Source organism: Caballeronia telluris (genome assembly GCF_001544495.1).
GTDB lineage: Bacteria > Pseudomonadota > Gammaproteobacteria > Burkholderiales > Burkholderiaceae > Caballeronia > Caballeronia telluris.
This window is the reverse complement of record NZ_FCNZ02000021.1, coordinates 1-13,233: the sequence shown is the minus strand read 5'-3', so window position 1 is coordinate 13,233 and position 13,233 is coordinate 1. Positions and strand designations below refer to the sequence as shown.

General features: G+C 61.5%; 18 protein-coding genes and 1 tRNA gene. 18 read left to right on the top strand and 1 reads right to left on the bottom strand.

From position 1 onward, the window contains the following. Nucleotides 1-59: 59 nt before the first annotated feature. From AWB66_RS23520 to tatC, 11 genes are all read left to right on the top strand, one after another. Complete coding sequence (locus AWB66_RS23520) at nt 60-680, top strand: MarC family protein (protein WP_087632520.1); 621 nt, start codon at nt 60-62, stop codon at nt 678-680. Further along, nucleotides 677-1,318, top strand: a complete 642-nt coding sequence (gene hisH / locus AWB66_RS23515; RefSeq protein WP_087632519.1) for an imidazole glycerol phosphate synthase subunit HisH — start codon at nt 677-679, stop codon at nt 1,316-1,318. Before AWB66_RS23520 ends, hisH begins: the two co-directional genes overlap by 4 nt. A 153-nt stretch (nt 1,319-1,471) precedes the next feature. Continuing rightward, nucleotides 1,472-2,224 (top strand): 1-(5-phosphoribosyl)-5-[(5-phosphoribosylamino)methylideneamino]imidazole-4-carboxamide isomerase, encoded by a 753-nt coding sequence (hisA, locus tag AWB66_RS23510; protein ID WP_087632518.1) that lies wholly within the window; start codon nt 1,472-1,474, stop codon nt 2,222-2,224. Nucleotides 2,225-2,318: 94 nt separating this feature from the next. Next, complete coding sequence (gene hisF, locus AWB66_RS23505; RefSeq protein WP_087632517.1) at nt 2,319-3,092, top strand: imidazole glycerol phosphate synthase subunit HisF; 774 nt, start codon at nt 2,319-2,321, stop codon at nt 3,090-3,092. Nucleotides 3,093-3,095: 3 nt separating this feature from the next. Then, the gene (hisI, locus tag AWB66_RS23500) at nt 3,096-3,500 is read left to right on the top strand and encodes a phosphoribosyl-AMP cyclohydrolase (protein WP_087632516.1); all 405 of its coding nucleotides are present in this window, start codon (nt 3,096-3,098) and stop codon (nt 3,498-3,500) included. After that, entirely contained in the window at nt 3,497-3,865 is a 369-nt protein-coding gene (locus AWB66_RS23495) for a phosphoribosyl-ATP diphosphatase (protein ID WP_087632515.1), read from the top strand. The genes hisI and AWB66_RS23495 overlap by 4 nt, the downstream gene beginning before the upstream one ends. 33 nt (nt 3,866-3,898) lie before the next feature. Then, a complete protein-coding gene (locus AWB66_RS23490; protein ID WP_087632514.1) occupies nt 3,899-4,291 on the top strand; it encodes a DUF4870 family protein in 393 nt (130 codons plus the stop codon). 62 nt (nt 4,292-4,353) lie between these two features. Then, nucleotides 4,354-4,716: a histidine triad nucleotide-binding protein gene (locus AWB66_RS23485; RefSeq protein ID WP_087632513.1), complete on the top strand. Its 363-nt coding sequence runs from the start codon at nt 4,354-4,356 to the stop codon at nt 4,714-4,716. Between the two features lie 160 nt (nt 4,717-4,876). Further along, a complete protein-coding gene (tatA, locus tag AWB66_RS23480; protein ID WP_062638213.1) occupies nt 4,877-5,104 on the top strand; it encodes a Sec-independent protein translocase subunit TatA in 228 nt (75 codons plus the stop codon). A 36-nt stretch (nt 5,105-5,140) separates the two neighbouring features. After that, a complete protein-coding gene (tatB, locus tag AWB66_RS23475; RefSeq protein WP_087632512.1) occupies nt 5,141-5,662 on the top strand; it encodes a Sec-independent protein translocase protein TatB in 522 nt (173 codons plus the stop codon). A 47-nt stretch (nt 5,663-5,709) separates the two neighbouring features. Beyond that, complete coding sequence (gene tatC / locus AWB66_RS23470; protein WP_087632511.1) at nt 5,710-6,486, top strand: twin-arginine translocase subunit TatC; 777 nt, start codon at nt 5,710-5,712, stop codon at nt 6,484-6,486. Between the two features lie 95 nt (nt 6,487-6,581). On the opposite strand, the gene AWB66_RS23465 is transcribed toward tatC, so the two are convergent. Beyond that, a complete protein-coding gene (locus AWB66_RS23465; RefSeq protein WP_087632510.1) occupies nt 6,582-7,805 on the bottom strand; it encodes a S1C family serine protease in 1,224 nt (407 codons plus the stop codon). 20 nt (nt 7,806-7,825) lie between these two features. On the opposite strand from AWB66_RS23465, the gene AWB66_RS23460 reads away from it, so the two are divergent. The 7 genes from AWB66_RS23460 (at nt 7,826) to AWB66_RS23430 (ending at nt 12,920) form a co-directional block, all read left to right on the top strand. Beyond that, nucleotides 7,826-8,572, top strand: a complete 747-nt coding sequence (locus AWB66_RS23460; protein WP_087632509.1) for a Nif3-like dinuclear metal center hexameric protein — start codon at nt 7,826-7,828, stop codon at nt 8,570-8,572. Between the two features lie 214 nt (nt 8,573-8,786). Next, on the top strand, nt 8,787-9,407 hold the full coding sequence (petA, locus tag AWB66_RS23455) for a ubiquinol-cytochrome c reductase iron-sulfur subunit (RefSeq protein ID WP_087632508.1): 621 nt from the start codon (nt 8,787-8,789) through the stop codon (nt 9,405-9,407). After that, complete coding sequence (locus AWB66_RS23450) at nt 9,407-10,789, top strand: cytochrome b (protein WP_087632507.1); 1,383 nt, start codon at nt 9,407-9,409, stop codon at nt 10,787-10,789. The genes petA and AWB66_RS23450 overlap by 1 nt, the downstream gene beginning before the upstream one ends. Before the next feature lie 22 nt (nt 10,790-10,811). Next, complete coding sequence (locus tag AWB66_RS23445; RefSeq protein ID WP_087632506.1) at nt 10,812-11,567, top strand: cytochrome c1; 756 nt, start codon at nt 10,812-10,814, stop codon at nt 11,565-11,567. A gap of 99 nt (nt 11,568-11,666) precedes the next feature. After that, entirely contained in the window at nt 11,667-12,278 is a 612-nt protein-coding gene (locus AWB66_RS23440; RefSeq protein ID WP_031362199.1) for a glutathione S-transferase N-terminal domain-containing protein, read from the top strand. A 65-nt stretch (nt 12,279-12,343) separates the two neighbouring features. After that, on the top strand, nt 12,344-12,826 hold the full coding sequence (locus AWB66_RS23435) for a ClpXP protease specificity-enhancing factor (RefSeq protein WP_087632505.1): 483 nt from the start codon (nt 12,344-12,346) through the stop codon (nt 12,824-12,826). Between the two features lie 18 nt (nt 12,827-12,844). Further along, nucleotides 12,845-12,920 (top strand) — tRNA-Thr (locus AWB66_RS23430). Nucleotides 12,921-13,233 lie beyond the last annotated feature (313 nt).

Below are 13,233 nucleotides of genomic sequence, written 5' to 3'. Positions count from 1 at the left end.
CCGGACGGTCCGGACTCTGCGGGCGGCATGCCCGCGCGACAACGCACTGACGGCCCTCGATGGACTGGCTCAAATCGTTTATTTCCCTGCTCGCGCTGATCAACCCGGTCGGCGCGATCCCGTTCTTTCTGAGCCTGACCGCACAACAGTCGGACTTCGAAAAGCGCAACACGATCCGCATCGCATCGATCTCGGTGTTCTGCGTGATCGCGGTGACGGCGCTCCTCGGGCAGCAGATCATCGCGTTTTTCGGGATCTCGGTCGGATCGCTTGAAGTCGGCGGCGGCATCATCATGTTGTTGATGGCGATCAACATGCTGAATGCGCAGATCGGCAACACGCGCTCCACGCCGGAAGAGCGCCACGAGGCGGAGCTGAAGAACAGCGTCGCCGTCGTGCCGCTTGCGATTCCGCTTTTGACCGGCCCCGGCTCGATCAGCACGGTGATCGTCTATTCTGCCAATGCGCATCACTGGTACGACCGCATCGGTCTGATCGTGATCGGCGCGGTGCTCGCCGGCCTCTGTTTCGGCGCGCTGAACCTGGCCGAGCCGATCGCGCGCTGGGTCGGGCGCACCGGTATCAATATCGGGACGCGCCTGATGGGTTTGATGTTGTCGGCTTTGGCGGTGGAATTCATCGTCGACGGATTGAAGGCCTTGCTGCCTACCTTGAAATGAAAACTTCGATAGCGATTGTTGATTACGGAATGGGCAACCTGCGCTCGGTGTATCAGGCGCTGAAAAAGGCGGCGCCCGAAGCCGACGTGGCGATCGTCGAGCGGCCCGAAGCGATCCGCGCAGCGGACCGGATCGTGCTGCCGGGCCAGGGCGCGATGCGCGACTGCATGGCGCATCTGTCGGCTTCCGGCCTGCAGGACGCCGTGATGGAAGCCGCGCGTGAAAAGCCGATGCTCGGCGTGTGCGTCGGCGAGCAGATGCTCTTCGACTGGAGCGAGGAAGGCGACACGAAGGGCCTCGGACTGCTGCCGGGCAAGGTGGTGCGCTTTCAGCTCGACGGCCAGTTGCAGGACGACGGCTCGCGCTTCAAGGTTCCGCAGATGGGCTGGAACCGCGTGCGGCAGGCACAACGGCATGCGCTGTGGGACGGCGTCGCGGATGGTGCCTTCTTCTACTTCGTGCACAGCTATTACGTGGTGCCGGCGGATCCGGCGCACACGTCCGGCGAAACGGTGTACGGCGCGCCGTTCACCTCGGCGGTCGCGCGCGACAATATCTTCGCGACCCAGTTTCACCCGGAAAAGAGCGCCGACGCGGGCCTGCGGCTGTATCGGAATTTCGTGCACTGGAATCCGTGATTCGCGCGTCGAATCCGGCCTTCCGGCTTATCCCGAATGCATCCGTGTGCGCCGCGAGACTTGTACTACACTAGCGAGACGGTCGCGAGCAGGCGTGGCGCCTGATGCACCCGACCGTTTTGACCAACCCTCAACTGATAACACGCGATTTCTATGTTGCTCATTCCGGCCATCGATCTTAAAGACGGTCAGTGCGTACGCCTCAAGCAAGGCGATATGGACCAGGCGACCATTTTTTCCGAAGATCCGGCGGCAATGGCCCGGCACTGGGTCGACCGGGGCGCACGACGGCTGCATCTCGTCGACCTGAACGGCGCATTTGCCGGCAAGCCGAAGAACGAAGATGCGATTCGCGCGATCATCGAGGAAGTCGGCAACGACATTCCGGTGCAACTGGGCGGCGGCATCCGCGACCTGAACACGATCGAGCGTTATCTCGACGACGGTCTCGAATACGTGATCATCGGCACGGCGGCGGTCAAGAATCCGGGCTTCCTGAAGGATGCCTGCACGGCGTTCGCGGGCCATATCATCGTCGGGCTGGACGCGAAAGACGGCAAGGTGGCAACCGACGGCTGGAGCAAGCTGACGGGCCATGAAGTCGTCGACCTCGGCCGCAAGTTCGAGGATTACGGCTGCGAAGCGATCATTTACACCGACATCGGCCGCGACGGCATGCTCCAGGGCATCAACATCGAAGCGACGGTACGGCTCGCGCAGGCGGTGAAGATTCCGGTGATCGCGAGCGGCGGGCTGTCGAACCTGAACGACATCGCTTCGCTTTGCGAGGTCGAAGACGAGGGTATCGAAGGCGTGATCTGCGGCCGCGCGATCTATTCGGGCGATCTCGATTTCGCCGCCGCGCAAACGCGCGCCGACATGCTGCGCGAAGCCGACGACGCCTGATCCACGCGGCGCTCGCGGTCTGGGCGCGGCACTCGGCCGGCGCACGCGCCGGTATCAACGGCGCTGCACCCGCAGCAACCCTATCTGCAAGAACATGGCTCTCGCTAAACGCATCATCCCCTGTCTCGACGTCACCGCCGGCCGCGTGGTGAAGGGCGTCAACTTCCTCGAATTGCGCGATGCGGGCGATCCGGTCGAAATCGCGCGCCGCTACGACGATCAGGGCGCCGACGAACTCACCTTCCTCGACATTACCGCGACGTCGGACCAGCGCGACCTGATCCTGCCGATCATCGAAGCGGTCGCGTCGCAGGTGTTCATTCCGTTGACGGTCGGCGGCGGCGTGCGCGCCGTCGAAGACGTGCGGCGGCTTCTGAACGCGGGCGCGGACAAGATCAGCATGAACTCGTCGGCGGTCGCGAATCCGCAGCTCGTGCGCGACGCGTCGGACAAGCACGGCTCGCAATGCATCGTCGTCGCGATCGATGCGAAGCGCGTGTCGGCGGAAGGCGAAACGCTGCGCTGGGAAGTGTTCACGCACGGCGGCCGCAAGGGAACCGGGCTCGACGCGGTCGAGTGGGCGCGCAAGATGGCCAAATTCGGTGCGGGCGAGATCCTGCTCACCAGCATGGACCGCGACGGCACCAAGTCCGGCTTCGACCTCGCGCTCACGCGCGCCGTGTCGGATGCGGTGCCGGTGCCGGTGATCGCGTCAGGCGGCGTCGGGTCGTTGCAGCATCTGGCGGACGGCATCGTCGACGGTCACGCAGACGCCGTGCTCGCCGCGAGCATCTTCCACTATGGCGAACACACGGTCGGCGAAGCGAAGCGCTTCATGGCCGACCAGGGCATTTCGGTGAGGATCTGAGCCATGAGCACGCAGAACGAGTGGCTCGACAAGATCAAATGGGACGCGAACGGCCTCGTGCCGGTGATCGCGCAGGAAGCCGCGACAGGCGACGTCCTGATGTTCGCGTGGATGGACCGCGAAGCGCTCGTCAAGACGATCGAGCTGAAGCGCGCCGTCTATTATTCGCGTTCGCGCAAGCGCCTGTGGTTCAAGGGCGAGGAATCGGGGCACGTTCAACATGTGCACGACGTCCGGCTGGATTGCGATGAGGACGTCGTGCTGCTCAAGGTCGAGCAGCTATCGGGCATCGCGTGCCATACCGGCCGCCATTCGTGTTTTTTCCAGAAATTCGAAGGATCGGCGGACAACGGCGACTGGATCGCCGTCGAGCCGGTCCTGAAAGACCCCGAACACATCTACAAATGACGCAAATCAACACGCAGGACACGCTGCTGCGCCTCGCCGCGGTCATCGACAGCCGAAAGGGCGGCGACCCGGAACAATCCTACGTTTCGCGACTCTTTCATAAAGGTGACGACGCCGTTCTGAAGAAGATCGGCGAGGAAGCGACCGAAGTGGTGCTCGCCGCGAAGGACTCGCGGCACGGCGGCGCGCCGAAGGCGCTCGTCGGCGAGGTCGCCGATTTGTGGTTTCACTGTCTCGTGATGCTGTCGCACTTCGACTTGAACCCGGCCGACGTGATCGCTGAACTGGAACGGCGCGAAGGCTTGTCGGGCATCGAAGAAAAGGCGCTGCGCAAATCGCGCGAGCGCGAGCAAAACGGCGGCTGACGAGCATTTTTGCCGGATGAAGGAGGGATCGACATGAACCAACCGTATGAACCCTATCCACCGCCCGCCTATCAGAATTCGGCCGAAGCCGAACGCCAGCGCGGCCTGCGCACGCTGACCCACGTCCTGTACGGCCTCTACGCCGCCTACTGGCTGACGGGCGGCATCACGGTGCTGATCGCGATCATCATCAACTACATCAAGCGCGACGATGTTGCCGGCACGCCTTATCAGGCGCACTTCGAATGGCAGATCCGCACGTTCTGGTGGGCGGTGCTCGGGCATCTGATCGGCGTTGCGCTGCTGTTCGTGCTGATCGGCTTTCCGATTCTTTTTGCGGTCGGCATCTGGACGCTCTATCGCGTGATCAAGGGCTGGCTGTATCTTTATGAAGAGAAGCCGATCGAGCCGCGCGCCTGGTTCTGACGCGCGCCCGGCTTCCGGCAATGAGCCTTCGACAATAACCTGCGGGACGAACCGGGACATTCATGAGCCACGAAAACTGCATCTTCTGCAAAATCGCCGCGGGAGAGCTTCCGAGCAAGAAACTCTACGAAGACGACGAGTTCGTTGCCTTCAATGACATCAATCCCGCGGCGCCGGTTCATGTTCTGGTGATCCCGCGAAAACATATCGAGACACTTTCGCACTGCACCGAAAGCGACGCGCCGCTGCTTGGTAGAATGGTAAGTCTGGTAGGGCGTCTCGCCGACGAACTGGGCGTGGCGTACACCGGCGGCGACACGGGTTTTCGCACCGTGATCAATACCGGGCCCGGCGGCGGGCAGGAGGTTTATCACATTCATGCGCATCTGCTGGCTGGCGCTCGTCCGTGGCGCCGCATGGGTTAATCGCGCAATTAAGACGCAACTTACGCCTTTCCAATGAAATATTGGACGCGCAAAATGAAAGATTCCGGGCGGCACATTTTCGCTCTCGCCCGGGGCCGGAAGGCCTGAATTCACCGACGCGGCCAACTGGGCACGGCGGAATCAAGGAGAGTTTTCATTCATGGGTTCTTTAAGCATTTGGCATTGGCTGATCGTGTTGCTCATCGTGGCACTCGTATTCGGCACGAAAAAACTGCGCAACATCGGCGGCGACCTGGGCGGCGCGGTGAAAGGCTTCAAGGAAGGCATGCGCGAGGGCGAAACGCCCGCCGATCAACGCGAATTGCCGCGCAACGGAGCAGTTGACGTCGAAGCGAAGGAAAAGTCGCGCTCGAACGACTTTCGCTGATTCCAACCCGCACCGATTTCAGGAAACCTCGACTCCATGCTCGACCTCGGTCTGACGAAAATGGCGCTGATCGGCGTCGTCGCGCTGGTGGTGCTCGGGCCGGAGCGGCTGCCCGGCGTCGCGCGAACGGCCGGCGCGCTGTTCGGCCGGGCGCAGCGCTACATCAACGACGTCAAGTCGGAAGTCGCGCGCGAGATGGAACTCGACGAACTGAAAAAGATGCGCACGCAGTTCGAAACGGCGGCGTCGAATGTAGAAACGTCGATTCAGGACAATCTGCGCAAGCACGAAGCCGAACTCAACGACGCGTGGAGTCAGGGTTCGTCCGAATCGTCCAGCATCGCGGGCGGGGGCACGGCCGAGACCGCGTCGGCGAGTTACGACGGTTGGCGCAACGGCGCGTCGTCGGGCAAACGCAAGAAGTGGCGCGTCAAGCAGACCGCCGTGCCTGACTGGTACAAGCGCACGACGGCCCGGCGCACTCGCGTGCAGTCGGGCGCGGCGCGCGTCGCCCGCCACACGCCGGCCACCATCCGCCGTCCGACGAAGTTTTTCTGACCCGCATGGATTTTCCTTCCATTGATGATCCCCAACCGAGGGCCGGCGTGAGCGACCCGCAACAAAACAAAGACGAGGCCGTTGAAGAGACGTTCATCTCGCATCTGGTCGAATTGCGCGACCGCATCATTCGTGCAGGCGCTTCGGTCATCGTCGTTTTCATCGGGCTCGTGTACTGGGCGCCGGACATCTTCAAGCTGCTCGCGCGGCCCTTGATGCAGAACTTGCCAAAGGACGGCAAGATGATCGTGACGGACGTCACCGGGTCGTTTTTCGTCCCGATGAAAGTGACGATGCTGGTCGCGTTCGTGATCGCGCTGCCGTTGGTGCTCTACCAGATATGGGCGTTTGTCGCGCCGGGGCTGTACCAGCACGAGAAGAAACTGGTCGCGCCGCTGGTCGGCAGCAGCTATACGCTGTTCCTGTGCGGCATGGCATTCGCGTACTTCGTCGTGTTTCCGACGATCTTTCGCGTGATGGCGCACTACAACGCGCCGCTCGGCGCGGAAATGACCACCGATATCGACAATTACCTGAGCTTCGTGCTGACGATGTTCATCGCGTTCGGCGTGACGTTCGAGGTGCCGATCGTCGTCGTGCTGCTCGCGCGCATGGGCGTCGTGTCGATCAAGAAGCTGAAGGAGATCCGACCGTATGTGATCGTCGGCGCGTTCGTCATTTCGGCCGTCGTGACGCCGCCGGACGTCTTCTCGCAGCTGATTCTCGCGATTCCGCTCGTCATCCTCTACGAGGCCGGCATCATCGCGGCGCGGATGATCGTCGGGAAGGAAGGCGCGAAGAAGGAAGAGGCGACCGCGGAATAGTCCACACGCGGCGTCAGAAATAAAAAAGGGCAGCTTCGCGAGAAGCTGCCCTTTGCTTTTTCAATCTGCGACAAATCGACGCAGCCATGAAAGCGTCATTCGTCGCCCTGACTCTGATCGTCCTGACCGTCCTCGGGCAGTTGCGGCGCGCGCGGCTGCGCCGGCCGCTTGCCGATCATCACGTTGACGTCGAGTTCCTTGTTCTTGCGCATCAGGTGCACTTTCACCGATGTCCCCGGCTTGATCTGCGCGACGACGTTCAACAGGCGCGTGGTATCGGTGATCGTGTCGTCGTTGATGCTGACCAGAATGTCGCCCGGCTTGATGCCCGCCTTGTCGGCCGGGCCGCCTTGCAGCACGCCCGCCACGATCGCGCCCGACTTCTGGTCCAGCCCGAACGATTCCGCGATCTCCGGCGTCACGTCTTGCGGCTCGACGCCGATCCAGCCGCGCGTCACCATGCCCGTCGTGATGATGCTCTCCAGCACGCTGCGCGCAGTCGACACCGGAATCGCGAAGCCGATGCCGAGCGAGCCGCCGCTTCGCGAGTAGATCGCCGTGTTGATGCCGAGCAGGTTGCCGTTCACGTCGATGAGCGCACCGCCCGAATTGCCCGGGTTGATCGCGGCGTCGGTCTGGATGAAGTTCTCGAACGTGTTGATGCCGAGGTGATTGCGCCCGAGCGCGCTCACGATGCCCATCGTCACGGTCTGGCCGACGCCGAACGGATTGCCGATCGCGAGCACCACGTCGCCGACGCGCGTCTGGTCCATGCGCCCGAGCGTGATGGTCGGCAGGTTCGTCATGTTGATCTTGAGCACGGCCAGGTCCGTTTCCGGATCGACGCCGATCACTTTCGCGCTCGACGTGCGCCCGTCGGCGAGCGCGACTTCGATCTGATCCGCACCGTCGACGACATGCTGGTTCGTTAGAATGTACCCTTCCGAGCTGACGATCACGCCCGAGCCCAGGTTCGACGCCGGCGGCTCGTCGCTCTTGCGCTTGTTCTTGTCGCCGAAAAAGTAGCGGAAGAGCGGATCTTTCGCGCGCGGGTCGGGCGGCAGGCTGCCGTCCTTGCTGGAGAACACGTTGACGACCGCGGGCATCGCCTTTTGGGCGCCGTCCGCATACGACGATTGCACGGGCCGCGTGCCGATGCTCGGCGCCACTTCCTGCAATGCGACGATAGGTTCGGCGAGTTGCTTGCCGAACTGGCCCTGGCGTTGCAGCCACTGCGGTTTTAAGGTCGCGACGATGAACATCAGCGCCAAAAGCACGGTCACCGCTTGGGCAAAAAAGAGCCAGAAGCGTCTAAGCATTTGATGGAATAGAGGAATTCATGGATCGGATCGAACTCGAATTGTATCTGAACAATCTGCTGGAAATCGGCCGCTTCCGGGACTATTGCCCCAATGGGCTGCAGGTCGAAGGCGCGCGGCGGATTCGGAAACTCGCGACCGGCGTGACGGCCTCGCTGGCGTTTCTGGAGGCCGCAGTCGAATGGGGCGCCGACGCCGTGCTCGTGCATCACGGCTATTTCTGGAAGAACGAAGCGCCCCAGATCACGGGACGCAAGTATCAGCGCGTGCGCACGCTGATCGCGAACGATCTCAGTCTTTTCGCCTATCACCTGCCGCTTGATTCGCATCCGGAACTCGGCAACAACGCGCAGATCGGCGCGCGGCTCGGGCTGATCGCGGACGGCCGTTTCGGCGATCAGGATCTCGGCTGGATCGCGCCGCTGCCGATGCCGCTGTCGCTGGAGCACTTCACGGCGTCGGTGGAGAACGCGCTCGGCCGCAAGCCGCTCGTTCTCGGCGACGCGAATCGCGAGTTGCGGCGCGTCGCGTGGTGCACGGGCGGCGCGCAAGGGTATTTCGACGACGCCATCGCGGCCGGCGCCGACGTCTATCTGAGCGGCGAAGTCTCCGAGCAGACGATGCATATCGCGATGGAAAGCGGCGTCGCGTACCTCGCGGCCGGGCATCACGCGACCGAACGCTACGGCGTCCAGGCGGTCGGTGCGCACCTGTCCGAGCAATTCGACATCGAACATCTCTTTATTGATATCGATAATCCTGTTTGAATAAGCGCGCGTCGCGGTTAATTGCGGCGCCGCAATAAGCGTAAATAAGCGCTTCGTCGAGAACGCGCAAAAACGTGCGGGGAAACCCTGAAGCATCAAGGACTTCGAGTGATTTCTGCTATTCGGGCCTTGTAAATGACGGCTCCATTCGCGCACACTAGCGGCGGAAGAACTGATGTGACGGTATAAATCCAACTCAGAATTGGGGCGTGTAATGCGAGACAAGGAAGAGAAGCGCGTCGACGGCGGCCGGCGAAACTGGCTGATTGCGACGACCGTAGCGGGTGGCTTTGGAGGCGTTGCCACTGTCGTGCCCTTTGTTAGTTCGTTTGCTCCCTCGGAAAAGGCCAAGGCGGCGGGCGCGCCCGTCGAAGTCGATATCAGCAGTCTCAAGCCCGGTGACATGATGACGGTCGCCTGGCGCGGCAAGCCGGTCTGGATCATCAACCGCACCGACGAGCAGCTCGCCGACGTCAAGAAAGCCGACAACGAAGTCGCCGATCCCAAGTCGAAGCTCGAATTCTCGATGCCGTTGCCGGAATACTGCAACAACGAGTTCCGTTCGCGCGCCGATCACAAGAACATCTTCGTCGCGGTCGCCGTGTGCACGCATCTGGGCTGCACGCCGACACCGCGCTTTCAGGAAGGCCCCCAACCCAATCTCCCCGACAACTGGCCCGGCGGCTTTCTCTGCCCGTGCCACGGCTCGACCTACGACCTGGCCGGCCGCGTCTTCAAGAACAAGCCTGCGCCGCAGAACCTGGATGTGCCGCCATATATGTTCACGTCGGCGACGCAACTCGTGATCGGCAAGGACGAAAAGGGAGAGGCTTAATGGCGCTCGCAGACAACGAAGTTGAAACAACCGGGCTGGTCGGCTGGATCGACCGCCGTTTTCCGCTGACGTCGACGTGGAAGAAGCACGTCTCCGAGTACTACGCGCCGAAGAATTTCAACTTCTGGTACTTCTTCGGCTCGCTCGCGCTCCTGGTGCTGGTGCTGCAGATCGTCACCGGCATCTTCCTCGTCATGAACTACAAGCCCGACGCGACGCTCGCGTTCGCATCGGTCGAGTACATCATGCGCGAGGTGCCGTGGGGCTGGCTCATCCGCTACATGCATTCCACGGGCGCGTCGATGTTCTTCGTCGTCGTGTATCTGCACATGTTCCGCGGACTGATGTACGGCTCGTACCGCAAGCCGCGCGAACTCGTGTGGATCTTCGGCTGCGCGATCTTCCTGTGCCTGATGGCCGAAGCGTTCTTCGGCTATCTGCTGCCGTGGGGACAGATGTCGTTCTGGGGCGCGCAGGTGATCGTGAACCTGTTCTCGGCGATTCCGTTCATCGGCCCGGATCTGTCGCTGTGGATTCGTGGCGACTACGTCGTGTCGGATGTGACGCTGAACCGTTTCTTCGCGTTTCACGTGATCGCGATTCCGCTCGTGCTGATCGGGCTCGTGGTCGCGCATCTGGTTGCGCTGCACGAAGTCGGCTCGAACAATCCGGACGGCATCGAGATCAAGGCGAAGAAAGACGCGAACGGCATCCCGATCGACGGAATCCCGTTCCATCCGTACTACTCGGTGCACGATTTCATGGGCGTGTGCGTGTTTCTGTTCATCTTTTCGGCGATCATTTTCTTCGCCCCGGAAATGGGCGGCTACTTCCTCGAAGCGAACAACTTCGTGCCGGCGAATCCGCTGCAGACGCCGCCGGAAATCGCGCCGGTCTGGTATTTCACCGCGTTCTACGCGATGCTCCGCGCGACCACCGATCCGTTCAAGATCGTGCTGATGGTCGTGATCGGCCTGCTCGGCGTGTTCGCGCTGTTGCGCGCGCGTGGCAAGTGGCGGCTCGCGCTGCCCGCCCTGGCGATCGCGGTGATCGTGTTCATGGCGCTGACGGAATCGAAGTTCTGGGGTGTCGTGGTGATGGGCACGGCGGTTGTTTCGCTGTTCTTCCTGCCGTGGCTGGATCGCAGCCCGGTGAAATCGATTCGCTATCGTCCGTTCTTCCACAAGGTTTTCTACGGCATCTTCGTGTTCGCTTTCCTGCTGCTCGGCTATCTCGGGACCCGGCCGCCATCGCCCGCCGCCACGCTGATCGCGCAAATCTGCGCGCTGATCTACTTCGCGTTCTTCCTGGGCATGCCGTTCTGGACGCCGCGCGGGCGCTTCAAACAGCCGCCTGAGCGCGTGCGCTTCAAATCCCATTGACGCTGCGCCCGGAGACAACACGATGAAAAAATGGCTCTCTACACTGGCGTTGATCGGGGCGGCGCTCGTCGCGTTCGGCACGGCGCCGGCCTACGCCGAAGGCGAAGTCCCGCTCGATCACGCGCCCGACAGCGCCGACAATTTTGCGTCCCTGCAGCACGGCGCCCAATTGTTTGTAAACTATTGCCTGAACTGCCATAGTGCGAACCTGATGCGCTATAACCGGCTGACGGATCTCGGCATCGACCCGAAGGAAATCCAGCAGAACCTGCTCTTCACGACCGACAAGATCGGCAACACGATGTCGATCGCGATGCGCCCCGAGGACGCGAAAACGTGGTTCGGGGCGTCGCCGCCGGATTTGTCGGTGGAAGCGCGGGCGCGCGGCAAGGACTGGCTCTATACGTACTTGCGGAGTTTTTATCGCGACGAAACGCGGCCGACGGGCTGGAACAACCGCGTGTATGAAAACGTCGGGATGCCGCACGTGCTCTGGACCTTGCAGGGTATCCGCACGGCGAAATTCGTCACCGAAACCGACGAAAAAACCGGCGAAAAGGCAAAACATTTCGCGGGTTACACGCAAGTCACACCGGGGTCGATGTCGTCCGTAGATTATGATTCTGCTATGGCCGATCTGGTTTCGTACCTTTCGTGGATGTCGGAGCCCGCCCAGCAGACCCGCAAGCAGTTGGGTGTCTGGGTGCTGATGTTCCTCGGTATTTTGAGCTTTCTCGCGTGGCGCCTGAACGCGTCATACTGGAAGGACATTAAATAAACACGCCGCGAACGGTGTGGGCCAGCGTGACCGAAGCGCCTCCTCGAAGGCGCTTTTCGTGCGTTGGCCCGTCAAGTTTTCTGAAGGGACCTTAAAAACATGATGGTTTTGTACTCCGGCACTACTTGCCCGTTCTCCCAGCGCTGCCGGCTGGTGTTGTTCGAAAAGGGCATGGATTTCGAAATCCGCGACGTCGACCTGTTCAACAAACCGGAAGACATCGCGGTGATGAACCCGTACGGACAGGTTCCGATTCTGGTCGAGCGCGACCTGATCCTGTATGAGTCGAACATCATCAACGAATATATCGACGAGCGTTTCCCGCACCCGCAACTGATGCCGGCCGACCCGGTGCAGCGCGCCCGCGCTCGTCTGTTCCTGCTTAACTTCGAGAAGGAACTGTTCGTTCACGTCGGCACGCTCGAGAACGAAAAGGGCAAGGCCGCGGAAAAGAATCACGAGAAAGCGCGCAACGCGATCCGCGATCGCCTGACGCAGCTCGCCCCGATCTTCCTGAAGAACAAGTACATGCTCGGCGAAGAATTTTCGATGCTCGACGTTGCGATCGCGCCGCTCTTGTGGCGTCTGGATCACTACGGCATCGAGCTGTCGAAGAATGCTGCGCCGTTGATGAAGTACGCCGAGCGGATTTTCAGCCGCCCGGCTTATATCGAAGCGCTGACGCCTTCGGAAAAGGTGATGCGCCGCTGAGTTTTGCGAGTGCGGACGCGGGCGTCGCGGGCTTCGCGACGTCGCGTTCCGGTAAAGGACAGTTGATGCAAGAGATTTCCACCAAACCTTACTTGCTGCGCGCGCTCTACGAGTGGTGCACGGATAACGGTTTCACGCCGCATATCGCGGTCCGGGTCGACAACTCCACGCGCGTGCCGCGTCAGTTCGTGCGCAACGACGAGATCGTGTTGAACGTCAGCTTCGAGGCGACGAGCCAGTTGCAGATGGGCAATGAGTGGATCGAGTTCAGCGCGCGCTTCTCGGGCAAGTCGCACAAGATTGAGGTGCAGGTCGCGAACGTGCTCGCCATTTATGCGCGAGAGAACGGCCAGGGCATGGCATTTCCGGTCGAGCCGGCGACGCTCGCTTCGGCGTCGGATGCGTCCGGGGCGCCGCGTTCGTCAGAGCTCGATCAGGCCGAGATCGATGAAGCGGCGGCAGCGGGATCGGCGGCGGGCGAGCGTGCTTCCGCCGACGAGGAGACGTCGAAATCGGTCGGCCGCTCTCACCTCAAAGTGATCAAATGAAGTAGAATCCTGTGCTTCGCCGGCTTAGCTCATCTGGTAGAGCGCTTGACTTGTAATCATGAGGTGGCGGGTTCGAGTCCTGCAGCCGGCACCAGACAAGCGCCGACGGGTCGCGTGATGTTCGCGTGACCCGTTTGCTTTCTGGGCAGAAGATGCGAAGTGGTCCGATGCTTTAAGCGAGCATCGCGGTCGACAGAAAAAAGTTTTCCAGACCTGTTGACGAAAAGCGAAGCGTTGTTCATAATCTCGTTTCTCTGCTGCTGATGCAGCGACGCAGAACGGAAGGGGTGGCGGCGGTAGTTAAGCGGCTGAACTTCGAAGGCGACTGAGGGTTGGGACGCCGGTTCTTGCGAATGTTCTTTAAAAACTAACAGCCGATAAGTGTGGGCGCTTGATGGCGACGCGCC

Bases quoted from the DNA above. Each gene is read 5' to 3' on its own strand.
- AWB66_RS23520 (WP_087632520.1), top strand. From the start codon at position 60: ATGGACTGGCTCAAATCGTTTATTTCCCTGCTCGCGCTGATCAACCCG.
- hisH (WP_087632519.1), top strand. From the start codon at position 677: ATGAAAACTTCGATAGCGATTGTTGATTACGGAATGGGCAACCTGCGC.
- hisA (WP_087632518.1), top strand. From the start codon at position 1,472: ATGTTGCTCATTCCGGCCATCGATCTTAAAGACGGTCAGTGCGTACGC.
- hisF (WP_087632517.1), top strand. From the start codon at position 2,319: ATGGCTCTCGCTAAACGCATCATCCCCTGTCTCGACGTCACCGCCGGC.
- hisI (WP_087632516.1), top strand. From the start codon at position 3,096: ATGAGCACGCAGAACGAGTGGCTCGACAAGATCAAATGGGACGCGAAC.
- AWB66_RS23495 (WP_087632515.1), top strand. From the start codon at position 3,497: ATGACGCAAATCAACACGCAGGACACGCTGCTGCGCCTCGCCGCGGTC.
- AWB66_RS23490 (WP_087632514.1), top strand. From the start codon at position 3,899: ATGAACCAACCGTATGAACCCTATCCACCGCCCGCCTATCAGAATTCG.
- AWB66_RS23485 (WP_087632513.1), top strand. From the start codon at position 4,354: ATGAGCCACGAAAACTGCATCTTCTGCAAAATCGCCGCGGGAGAGCTT.
- tatA (WP_062638213.1), top strand. From the start codon at position 4,877: ATGGGTTCTTTAAGCATTTGGCATTGGCTGATCGTGTTGCTCATCGTG.
- tatB (WP_087632512.1), top strand. From the start codon at position 5,141: ATGCTCGACCTCGGTCTGACGAAAATGGCGCTGATCGGCGTCGTCGCG.
- AWB66_RS23465 (WP_087632510.1), bottom strand. From the start codon at position 7,805: ATGCTTAGACGCTTCTGGCTCTTTTTTGCCCAAGCGGTGACCGTGCTT.
- AWB66_RS23460 (WP_087632509.1), top strand. From the start codon at position 7,826: ATGGATCGGATCGAACTCGAATTGTATCTGAACAATCTGCTGGAAATC.
- petA (WP_087632508.1), top strand. From the start codon at position 8,787: ATGCGAGACAAGGAAGAGAAGCGCGTCGACGGCGGCCGGCGAAACTGG.
- AWB66_RS23450 (WP_087632507.1), top strand. From the start codon at position 9,407: ATGGCGCTCGCAGACAACGAAGTTGAAACAACCGGGCTGGTCGGCTGG.
- AWB66_RS23445 (WP_087632506.1), top strand. From the start codon at position 10,812: ATGAAAAAATGGCTCTCTACACTGGCGTTGATCGGGGCGGCGCTCGTC.
- AWB66_RS23440 (WP_031362199.1), top strand. From the start codon at position 11,667: ATGATGGTTTTGTACTCCGGCACTACTTGCCCGTTCTCCCAGCGCTGC.
- AWB66_RS23435 (WP_087632505.1), top strand. From the start codon at position 12,344: ATGCAAGAGATTTCCACCAAACCTTACTTGCTGCGCGCGCTCTACGAG.